This window comes from Streptomyces lycii (assembly GCF_009735685.1).
Classification (GTDB): domain Bacteria; phylum Actinomycetota; class Actinomycetes; order Streptomycetales; family Streptomycetaceae; genus Streptomyces; species Streptomyces lycii.
In genome coordinates, this window is sequence record NZ_WHPN01000246.1 from 1 (window position 1) to 8,417 (window position 8,417).

General features: G+C 77.0%; 9 protein-coding genes and 1 riboswitch. Of the genes, 7 read left to right on the forward strand and 2 right to left on the reverse strand.

Annotated features, from left to right (window positions below; genetic code table 11):
* Nucleotides 1–87: 87 nt before the first annotated feature.
* Nucleotides 88–280: riboswitch (cobalamin riboswitch) on the forward strand.
* Between the two features lie 30 nt (nucleotides 281–310).
* From GCU69_RS10275 to GCU69_RS10295, 5 genes are all read left to right on the forward strand, one after another.
* Nucleotides 311–1,009: an energy-coupling factor ABC transporter permease gene (locus GCU69_RS10275; RefSeq protein ID WP_098752782.1), complete on the forward strand. Its 699-nt coding sequence runs from the start codon at nucleotides 311–313 to the stop codon at nucleotides 1,007–1,009.
* Nucleotides 1,006–1,383, forward strand: a complete 378-nt coding sequence (locus GCU69_RS10280) for an energy-coupling factor ABC transporter substrate-binding protein (protein ID WP_098752783.1) — start codon at nucleotides 1,006–1,008, stop codon at nucleotides 1,381–1,383. Before GCU69_RS10275 ends, GCU69_RS10280 begins: the two co-directional genes overlap by 4 nt.
* Before the next feature lie 6 nt (nucleotides 1,384–1,389).
* Nucleotides 1,390–2,139: a cobalt ECF transporter T component CbiQ gene (gene cbiQ, locus GCU69_RS10285; protein WP_098752784.1), complete on the forward strand. Its 750-nt coding sequence runs from the start codon at nucleotides 1,390–1,392 to the stop codon at nucleotides 2,137–2,139.
* Complete coding sequence (locus GCU69_RS10290) at nucleotides 2,136–3,059, forward strand: energy-coupling factor ABC transporter ATP-binding protein (protein WP_156205747.1); 924 nt, start codon at nucleotides 2,136–2,138, stop codon at nucleotides 3,057–3,059. Before cbiQ ends, GCU69_RS10290 begins: the two co-directional genes overlap by 4 nt.
* Nucleotides 3,060–3,644: 585 nt before the next feature.
* Nucleotides 3,645–3,884, forward strand: coding sequence for a DUF2277 domain-containing protein (locus GCU69_RS10295; protein ID WP_098754815.1), 240 nt, complete (start codon nucleotides 3,645–3,647; stop codon nucleotides 3,882–3,884).
* Between the two features lie 67 nt (nucleotides 3,885–3,951).
* Here the strand turns inward: GCU69_RS10295 and GCU69_RS10300 are convergent, their stop codons facing one another.
* Together GCU69_RS10300 and GCU69_RS10305 are read right to left on the reverse strand one after the other, a co-directional pair.
* Nucleotides 3,952–5,238, reverse strand: coding sequence for a YeeE/YedE family protein (locus tag GCU69_RS10300; RefSeq protein WP_156205748.1), 1,287 nt, complete (start codon nucleotides 5,236–5,238; stop codon nucleotides 3,952–3,954).
* Nucleotides 5,239–5,629: 391 nt separating this feature from the next.
* Entirely contained in the window at nucleotides 5,630–6,226 is a 597-nt protein-coding gene (locus GCU69_RS10305; RefSeq protein ID WP_176604557.1) for a DUF3995 domain-containing protein, read from the reverse strand.
* A gap of 224 nt (nucleotides 6,227–6,450) precedes the next feature.
* Between GCU69_RS10305 and GCU69_RS10310 the strand changes: the two genes are divergently transcribed.
* Nucleotides 6,451–6,927, forward strand: a complete 477-nt coding sequence (locus tag GCU69_RS10310) for a GNAT family N-acetyltransferase (protein ID WP_098754812.1) — start codon at nucleotides 6,451–6,453, stop codon at nucleotides 6,925–6,927.
* A 173-nt stretch (nucleotides 6,928–7,100) separates the two neighbouring features.
* Nucleotides 7,101–8,111: a hypothetical protein gene (locus tag GCU69_RS10315; protein ID WP_156205750.1), complete on the forward strand. Its 1,011-nt coding sequence runs from the start codon at nucleotides 7,101–7,103 to the stop codon at nucleotides 8,109–8,111.
* Nucleotides 8,112–8,417 lie beyond the last annotated feature (306 nt).

Consider the following 8,417-nt stretch of genomic DNA (forward strand, 5'->3'; position numbering starts at 1 on the left):
CCCACGACGCGCCCCGTCTGCCCCCGCGCGCCCCCCGGTGTGGGATATCCCGCAGGTCGTCGGCTTGTCCCCGTCCCGACCGGCGCACTACTGTCGCAGAGCCTTGGTGCACGGGAAACCGGTGGAGAACCGGTGCGGCCCTCGCCACTGTGATCGGGAAGTCCGGTTCCACCCGCAAGGGAGCCACTGGGACACCGCGGAGCGCCGCGGTGCCCGGGAAGGCGGAGCACGGACGGCATGACCCGTAAGCCAGGAGACCGGCCAGGGCACGTCGTCCATCCACGAGGTGCTGGAGAGGTCCGCTTTTCCCATGCATATAGCCGAGGGTTACCTGCCCCCCTGGCACGCGGTCGCCTGGGGCGCCGCGTCCGCCCCGTTCGTCGTCCACGGCGTCCGCGCGCTGACCCGCGAGGTCGGGGACCATCCCGAGAGCACCCTGCTGCTCGGCGCCTCCGGTGCCTTCACCTTCGTGCTCTCCGCCCTGAAAATCCCCTCCGTGACGGGCAGTTGCTCGCACCCGACCGGCACCGGGCTCGGCGCCGTTCTGTTCCGGCCGCCGGTGATGGCGGTGCTCGGCACGATCACCCTGCTCTTCCAGGCGCTGCTGCTGGCCCACGGCGGGCTCACCACGCTCGGCGCCAACGTCTTCTCCATGGCCGTCGTCGGCCCCTGGGCCGGATACGGCGCCTACCGGCTGCTGCGGCGCCTCGGCGCCCCGCTCATGGCGGCCGTCTTCGCCGGGGCCTTCACCGCCGACCTGAGCACGTACTGCGTGACCAGCGTCCAGCTCGCCCTCGCGTTCCCCGACCCGGCGAGCGGCATCGCGGGATCCCTCGCGAAGTTCGGCGGCATCTTCGCCGTCACCCAGATCCCGCTGGCCGTCAGCGAGGGGATCCTCACGGTGCTGGTGCTGCGGCTGCTCAGCCAGGCCGGCACGTCCGAACTGGTCCGTCTCGGTGTGCTCACGGCCGCGGCGGGCCGGAAGAAGGAGCAGGAGGCGGCCCGGTGACCCGGAACACGAAGATCAACCTGTTGCTGCCGGCCCTGGTCGCCGCCCTCGCGGTGCTGCCCCTCGCCCTCGGGCTCGGCGACCACCGGGAGGAGCCCTTCACCGGGGCCGACGCCGAGGCCGAGACCGCGATCACCGATATCCGTCCCGACTACGAGCCCTGGTTCAGCCCGCTCTACGAACCCCCGTCCGGCGAGGTCGAGTCGGCGCTCTTCGCCCTGCAGGCCGCGCTCGGCGCGGGCGTCCTGGCGTACTGCATCGGGCTCCGCCGCGGCCGCCGGCAGGGCGAGGCCAGGGCCGCCGCCGCGCTCGCGGAGGCCGAGGGCGGACAGGACCGGGGACGGGCGCCGGACGACACCACCACGGGGTCGTAACCGGCCGTGCTCCCCATCGACGCGGCGGCGCACAGCAACCGCTGGCGCCGCCGCCACCCCGTGGACAAGGCGGTCCTGGGACTCGGACTGACCGTCACGGCCGTCTGCCTGCCGCCCTGGCCCGGTGCGCCCCTGATCGCCGTGACGGCCCTGGTGATCATCCTCGGGCCCGCCGCGGTGCGGCCGCGGCAGCTGTGGCGCGCCTACCGGGTCCCGCTCGGCTTCTGCGTCACCGGCGCGCTGCCCCTGCTCGTACGGGTCGGCGGGGCGGACGGCCCGCTCTCCCTCGCGCCGGACGGCCCCGTGCAGGCCGCGCACCTGCTGCTGCGCACCTCGGCCGCCTCCCTGGGCGTGCTGCTGTTCGCGTTCACCACGCCGCTGTCGGACGTGCTGCCCCGGCTGACCCGGGCGGGCGTGCCCCCGGCGGTCGCCGACGTCGCCCTGGTCACCTACCGGATCACGTTCCTGCTGCTGGACACCGTCGCCCGGGTCCGCCGGGCGCAGGCCGCCCGCCTCGGCCACACCAGCCGGGCCGCGGCCTGGCGTTCGCTCGCCGGACAGGGCGCGACCGTCTTCCTGCGCGCCTTCTCCCGGGCCGGGAGACTCCAGGACGGACTGGCCGGGCGCGGCTACGACGGGACGCTGCGCGTCCTCGTCACCGGCGCCCCCGTCTCGCGCCGTTTCGTCGCCGCGTCCGCCGGGCTCCTGGCCGCTCTCGCCACAGCCACGCTCGTCCTCGAAAGGGTGCTGCCATGACCACCGGATCCGCACCGCCCGTGGTGGAGCTGGCCGAGGCCGGATACGGCTACGAGGACGGCCCCACGGTGTTCCGCGGACTCACCTTCGCCGTACGCGGCGGCCGCGCGCTGGCCCTGCTCGGCCGCAACGGCAGCGGCAAGACGACCCTGCTCCGGCTGCTCACCGGCGGGCTCCGCCCGACCTCCGGCGAACTGCGCGTCGACGGCGTCCGGGTCGGGCCCGGCCGGGCGGCCCTCACCCGGCTGCGCACCTCCGTACAACTGGTCCTCCAGGACCCGGACGACCAGCTCTTCGCGGCCTCCGTCGGCCAGGACGTGTCGTTCGGCCCGATGAACCTCGGCCTGCCGGAAGAGCAGGTGGGACGGCGTGTCGAGGAGTCCCTGGAGGCGCTGGGCATCGCCGCGCTGCGGGACCGGCCCACCCATCTGCTGTCCCACGGCCAGCGGAAGCGGGCGGCCATCGCCGGTGCCGTCGCGATGCGCCCGCGGGTGCTGGTCCTCGACGAGCCCACCGCGGGGCTCGACCCGCACGGTCAGGAGCAGCTGCTCGACGTCCTGGCCGGACTCCAGGAGTCCGGCACCACCGTGGTCATGACCACGCACGACGTCGACCTCGCCCTGCGGTGGGCGGACGACGCGGCGATCCTGGCGCCCGGCGGGCCGTACACCGGACCGGTCGGCGACCTGCTGGGCGACAGCGCCCTGCTGGCACGGGCGGGGCTGCGCCAGCCGTGGGGGCAGGCGGCGGCACGGGTGCTGCGCGCCCACGGGCTGCCGGGCGGGGAGGGCGACGCGCCGCGGACGCCGGAGGAACTGCTGAGCCTGGCGGGGCGTCCCGGCGGGGCCGGCCGGAGCATGCCGGCGGCCGGAGCCGGGGGCCTGCCCGCGCAGGCACCCCCGGGACCGGCAGGCCGGTGACGGCGGGGGGCGGGACGAGGGCTCCCGGAGGAAGCGAGGGGCGCCGGTGACGGCGGGCGGGACGGGGATCCCGGGTGCGGACGCGAGCTTCGCAGGTGCGGGCGCGGGGGCGGCCGGCGCAAGGTGTCCGGCAGATCGGCGCCCGGCTGAGCGCGTTCCGCTTCACCCCGGCGTAGAAGGTGTCCACGGGGATCAGCCGGCGGAGGCGTTGGCCGGCGGGAGGGTTGAGTGAGCGCGGAGGCGGCCGTCCGTCGTGGCGCGCGCGAACCGCGACCGGCGCGCCGATGACCCGGCGCCGATGACCGATGACCGGGCACCGACGACCGGGCACCGATGACCGGTGTGTCCGACGCCCGGTGTCCGCCGTCCACCGCCTGGTGCCCGGTGTCCGACACCCGAGGTTGCGGGCATGGTGCCCCCGCCGGGCGGCCGAGGCCCGTGACCGGCGCGCGCCCCGGCGACCGCGACGCCCCGGCCCACGGCCGTCCGAGGCTCCACCCCGCCCGCCCGTGCTCCCCGCACACCCGCCCGCCCGGCTTGCGGCAAGCGCTCCCGCGTGCCCGCCCGCGGGGGGACACTAAAGGCATGTGCCGCAGCATCAAGACACTCCGCCCGCCCTACACCGACGAGGTCGGCGACGACGACATCCGGGCCGCCGCCCTGCAGTACGTCCGCAAGATCTCGGGATTCCGCGCCCCCGCGGCCCACAACGAGCGTGCCTTCGACGAGGCCGTGGACGCGGTGACCGCCGCGACCCGCGACCTGCTGGCCGATCTGGAGGTCCGGGGCGGCGCCAAGCCGCACCGCCCGGCCGGGTCGCTGTGACGGGGCGGGCCCGTGCGGCAGCGGACGAACCGTGCCGCACGGGCCCGCCGCGCGCTCTTCGCGTACGTCAGCAGACGCCGTCGCCGGGCTTCGGGTTGCCCAGGCCGAACAGCGGCCGCAGTTTCAGCCCGGCCCAGGTGCCGAGCAGCGCGAACGCGCCCCACAGCCAGCCGTGCAGGCTGCCCGAGGCGATCCCCGCGAGATAGGCGCCGATGTTGCAGCCCCCGGCCAGCCGGGCGCCGACGCCCATCAGGACACCGCCGAGCACCGCCGCCACCGCGGTGCGCCACGGAATGCCGCGGTGCAGCGCCCAGGTGCCGCCGAGCGAGGCGGCGACCGCCGCGCCGATCATGATTCCGATGTCGGTGAGGCTCGTCTTGTCGGCTAGTACGGGGCCTGCCAGCGCCTCCGCGTTACCGGGCTGCCGCCACCAGGACCACGACTCCGGGTGACCGCCCAGCGCGCCGACCAGCTCCGAGCCCCACAGGCTGAAGGCGCTGGTGACACCCCAGGCGCCACCGGAGACCACCAGCACTCCGGCGCCGAGCAGCGCCAGGGCCAGCGCCCCGGCGGCGAGCGGCCACGAGCCGCGCAGCGCGCGGGCGGCTCCCCGGGCGGACGGCACCGCGCCCAGCGGCGGAGGGTTGCGCCGTGCCTGGATTCGGCGGGTGACGAGGACGACGGCGGCCAGCACCAGGACGGTCACGGCCCAGGAGCCGAACCAGCCGATGTGGTCGGCCATGACGACCGGCTCCAGCGCGGGGAGGTCCTTCCACAGGTCGAACTGCCAGGCGGCGAGCGTGGCCCCGGCGATGAAGCCGCCGAGCGTCAGCACGATCGACGTCTGCCCCGAGCCGACCGCGAACAGCGTGCCGGAGGCGCAGGCGCCGCCGAGCTGCATGCCGACGGCGAACAGCGTCGAGCCGGCGAGCAGCCCGATTCCGAGCGGCCCGCCCGAGGGCGCGGGCACCGAGCCGAACAGTCCGGTGCCGCTGCCGATGACCAGGGCGAACAGGGTGGCCGTGGTGCCCAGCAGCAGGGCGTGGGCCCGCAGGCCGGTCCCGTTGCCGACGGCCATGAGCTGACGCCAGGCCGAGGTGAAGCCGAAGCGGGAGTGGAACAGGGCCACGCCCAGTCCGAGGCCCAGCAGGAGCAGCACACCGGGCTTGGCCCCGTGCGCCGACCAGACGTACAGGGTCAGCGCGGCGGCGAGCAGTGCCGAGACGGCGAGCGGGCCGCGGCGGACCGGCGGTGCCGGAGGCGCCGACGGGCGGGGAGCCGAGGTGGGGGAGGAGAACCGGGCGGCGGGCGTACGCGTCGGCGTCGCCGCCGCGGCGGGCGGTGCGGTGGTCACGGAAACACTCCGGGGGCAGTGCGCGGGTGGGGGTCTCGGCGCCGCCGGGCACGCGGAAAGCGGCCCGGCGTGGGGTCAGCGCCGACAGAGACCGTCGTCGACGCACCACGCCGAGTTCGCGAACAGCGCGAGACACAGCAGGGGAGTGGGTGCGGACATGCGCATGAGGATACGACTCCTCCGCCGGGGCCCGGGAGGCCGTCTCGCCATGTGATCCGCTCGGTGGGACGCGGGCGGCCGGGGACCGCCGTATTCCCCCGCGGCGGGTGCGGCACCCCACGCCCGCCGGGGCTCTCAGCCGCCGTGCGTGCCGCCCGTTGCCGGTTCTCAGCCGCGCGTGCCGCCCGTCGCAGGGGCCCTCAGCCGTGCCTGCCGACCGTCACCGGGGTTCTCACCCCCGCGTGCCGCCCGCCTCCAGGGCCGCCCTCCCGGTGCGGGAGGCGGCGCGGGCGAACAGCAGTCCGCCGAGCAGGAAGTAGGCGTCCACGGCACGCATCGACCACAGCGTGACGGCCGAGGGCCGAGGCTCCCCGTACACCTCCTCGACCGTCATGCCGCTCAGCCCGTGGGTCAGCGCACCCGTCGTCCGGAGCAGATCGTCGGCCACCCCGGCCCCGCCCCGGGCCACCAGCAGCACGGCCGCGGCCCAGGCGGCCGTGAGCAGCAGCCGGCGGGACAGCGCCCCGTCGTACGGGCGGCCCGTACGGCCCAGCGCGGCGGCGGTCCACGCGCCGAGGAAGCACAGCCCGGCGACCACCAGGTCGTACACCAGCATCCCGCCCGACAGCCCGTCGAGCGCGACGCCCTCACCCAGCCCCGCGGTGCCGCCCAGGGCCCAGTGGACGTGGAACGCCCCGAACACCGCGGCCCAGACGGCCGCCGCCCCCGTCGCCCGGGGCCGGCCCGCACCGCCGGTGTGCCGCGGTTCCGCGGCGACGCGCCGCCCGTCCGCTCCCGGCCCCCCGTCCGCTCCCGGCCGCCCGTTCACTCCCGGTCCTCCGTCCGCTTCCGGCCGCCCGTCCGTGCCCGCCCGCCGTGCCGCCGTCCTGCTCCGTGTCCTGTACGCCCTGCTCTTCGTCGCCGGTGTCGCCATGAGCCGCAGCCTGCCGCCGCTCACCGGTGCTCCGCGTCCGCCCTGGGGCGGGCCCGGCGTGCCCGTCTCCGCCGCCCGGCGGAGGACTCCCGTCCGCCGGGCGGGGGCATCATGGGGGAGTGGACACCGTCATCAGAGCCGCCGGTCCCGAGGACGCACCGGTGCTCAGCGAGCTGGCCCTGCGCTCCAAGGGCTACTGGGGATACGACCGCGACTTCCTGGAACTGTGCCGCGCCGAACTCACCCTGGACCCGGCGGAGACGGTCCCCGGCCGGGCGGCGGTCGCCGAGGCCGGCGGCCGCACCGTGGGCTTCTACGCGCTGGGCCGGCAGCGGGCCGAGGTGGCGCTGGCGCACCTGTTCGTCGAGCCGGACCGCATCGGGTGCGGCATCGGACGCCTGCTGTGGGAGCACGCCGTGGCCGCGGCGCGGGCGGCGGGCAGTGTCCGCGTCAGCATCGACGCCGACCCGTTCGCGGAGCCGTTCTACCGGGCCATGGGCGCCCGGCCCGCCGGGACGGTGCCGTCGGGCTCCGTACCCGGCCGCATGCTCCCGCTGCTGGTGTACGACATCCCGGCGGCCGGGACACCGCGCTGACGGGCCCCGGGCCGTACGGCGCGCCGGCCCGCGGCGCATGCCCGCCGCGGCGCCTCGCCGGGCGGGGGGAGGGTCCGCGCAGCGGTGCGGCCGCCGGGCACGGTGCGGCTCGCCGCCGTGTCACGTACCCGAAAGCACGGGGGTGGCGGCCGTTGTACTGTCACCATGTCCCCATGGGTGTCGACGAGGTGGCGGACGAGCTGTACGCGTTGCCGCCCGGCGCCTTCACCGCCGCCCGGGACAAGGCGGCACAGGAGGCGCCGCGCGAGCAGCGCCGCGCCATCAGGGCCCTGCGCCGGCCGACGCTGGCGGCCTGGGCGGTGAACCTGCTGGTCCGCGCGGACCGGAAGCAGGTGGAACTGCTCACCCGGCTGGGTGAGGAACTCCGCGCCGCGCACCGAGACCTGGACGGCACCCAGCTGCGCGAGCTGACCGCACAGCAACGGCAGCTGGTGGCCGCGTTGTCGCGGCAGGCCGGGCGGCTGACCACGGAGGCCGGGCAGGGGGTTTCCGAAGGCGTGCTGCGGGAGGTCGAGGCGACGGTGCACGCGGCGCTCGCCGATCCCGACGCGGCGCGCCGGCTCTCGTCGGGCCGGCTGACGAAGGCCCTCCCCGCGCCCTCCGGCTTCGGACCGGTGACCGGGGACGATGAGGGCGGCGCCGGTGACGCGACGGTGCATCCGCTGCGGCCGCCGGAGGGGGCGCGGCAGGGAGCGCGCCGCGGGCGCAAGGGCATGAACCGCCCCGGACCGGCCGCGACGGCGGGCGGACGGGCGTCGGTCACCGATCTGACCGAGCACAGCCGCTCCCAGGAACGGGCCGGCCGCGAGCGGGAGAAGCGCCGCGCCGATTCGCGCCGGGCGGCGGAGGACCTCACCCGGGCGGCCCGCACCAGCCGGGAGGAGGCCGACGCCGCGGAGCAGGAGCTGGCCGAGGCGCAGGACCGGCTGGAGGAGGCGCGGGACCGGGTGCACGAACTCACCGGGGAACTGCGCCGGGCGAAGCAGCGGCTCACGGAGGCCGAGAAGGCGGAACGCTCCGCGCGGGGCCCGGCGGAGCGGGCGCGCCGCGCGGCGGAGCGCGACCGGGAACGGGCCGACCGGGCGCGGGCCGAGGCGGAACGCGTCGACGCCGGCGACGGCCCGCGGGGAGGCCGCAAACCGCGCCGCCCCGGCGGCGCCTAGGCCGCCGCACACCGGGCGCCGTTCCGTACGACGCCCCTCGCCCTGCGGCGGCGAAGCGACGAGGGTGACCCTCGCCCACCCGCCCGCACCGCCGCCGACCGCGAGGGCCTCCCCGGCGCCGGTGCGCGAAGCCCGGACGGCAGCCACGGGACGCAACCGGCAGGGCCCGGCCGTCCCAGTGGCCGGAACCGGCACGGAGCAGGGCAGGCCCCCACGAGGGCGGGCCCCGCGGGCACGCCTCCACGGGGGCAGGCCCCCACGGGACGCCACGGCACCGAGCCCGGCCCGCCGCCGCGGGCGGCGACC

Excerpts from the sequence above, each read along its gene's own strand:
- GCU69_RS10295 (WP_098754815.1), top strand. The coding sequence starts at position 3,645 with ATGTGCCGCAGCATCAAGACACTCCGCCCGCCCTACACCGACGAGGTC.
- GCU69_RS10290 (WP_156205747.1), top strand. The coding sequence starts at position 2,136 with ATGACCACCGGATCCGCACCGCCCGTGGTGGAGCTGGCCGAGGCCGGA.
- GCU69_RS10315 (WP_156205750.1), top strand. The coding sequence starts at position 7,101 with ATGGGTGTCGACGAGGTGGCGGACGAGCTGTACGCGTTGCCGCCCGGC.
- GCU69_RS10275 (WP_098752782.1), top strand. The coding sequence starts at position 311 with ATGCATATAGCCGAGGGTTACCTGCCCCCCTGGCACGCGGTCGCCTGG.